This is a genomic window from Ligilactobacillus hayakitensis DSM 18933 = JCM 14209 (assembly GCF_000615845.1).
GTDB classification, from domain to species: domain Bacteria; phylum Bacillota; class Bacilli; order Lactobacillales; family Lactobacillaceae; genus Ligilactobacillus; species Ligilactobacillus hayakitensis.
On sequence record NZ_BAML01000074.1, the window covers coordinates 1 to 705 of the forward strand.

Annotated in this window: 1 protein-coding gene; it reads right to left on the reverse strand. The window is 41.6% G+C overall.

What is annotated here, in order from left to right:
• On the reverse strand, positions 1-705 hold a 705-nt coding region (locus JCM14209_RS09610; RefSeq protein ID WP_035520374.1), incomplete at both ends, for a Rib/alpha-like domain-containing protein.

The window sequence follows — 705 nt, forward strand, 5'->3', positions numbered from 1 at the left end:
GGAGTTACGATGATGTGTCCCTTGTCATCGATTTCAACTGGAATATCTTTTCCGTCTTCATCTTTTGCAGTTACTGTTGTGTCTTTTGTTGGGTTTACTACAACTACACCTGTATCTTGTGCGTCATCTGTTGGGTCTACTGGTGTCTTTCCACTTTCGTCAACTGATGTTGCTGGTGTTTCTGCTGGCTTATCTGTTGTATTCTTGTCTGAACCATTGTCATCGTTACCCTTTGTATGTCCGTTCACTTCTACTTCCACTGTTTGTGGTGTGTCCATGCTTGGATCATCTACTGTAACTGTGATTGGGCCATCTACATCCTTACCTGGAGTTACGATAATGTGTCCCTTATCATCGATTTCAACTGGAATATCTTTTCCGTCTTCATCTTTTGCAGTTACTGTTGTGTCTTTTGTTGGGTTTACTACAACTACACCTGTATCTTGTGCGTCATCTGTTGGGTCTACTGGTGTTTTTCCACTTTCATCAACTGATGTTGCTGGTGTTTCTGGTGTTTTACTGTCAGTATTATCTGTTGGATCTGTGACATGAACTGTTACAGGTACTTCATCTTGTGAACCATCTGGGTATGTTACTACCACTGTACCTGGTTTGTCACCTTCTGTTGTTGTGTCTACAGGTGTCTTCCATTCGTACTTTGTTCCTGATGGCATATCATCTTTGTTTGTAATACCATCTTCAGCG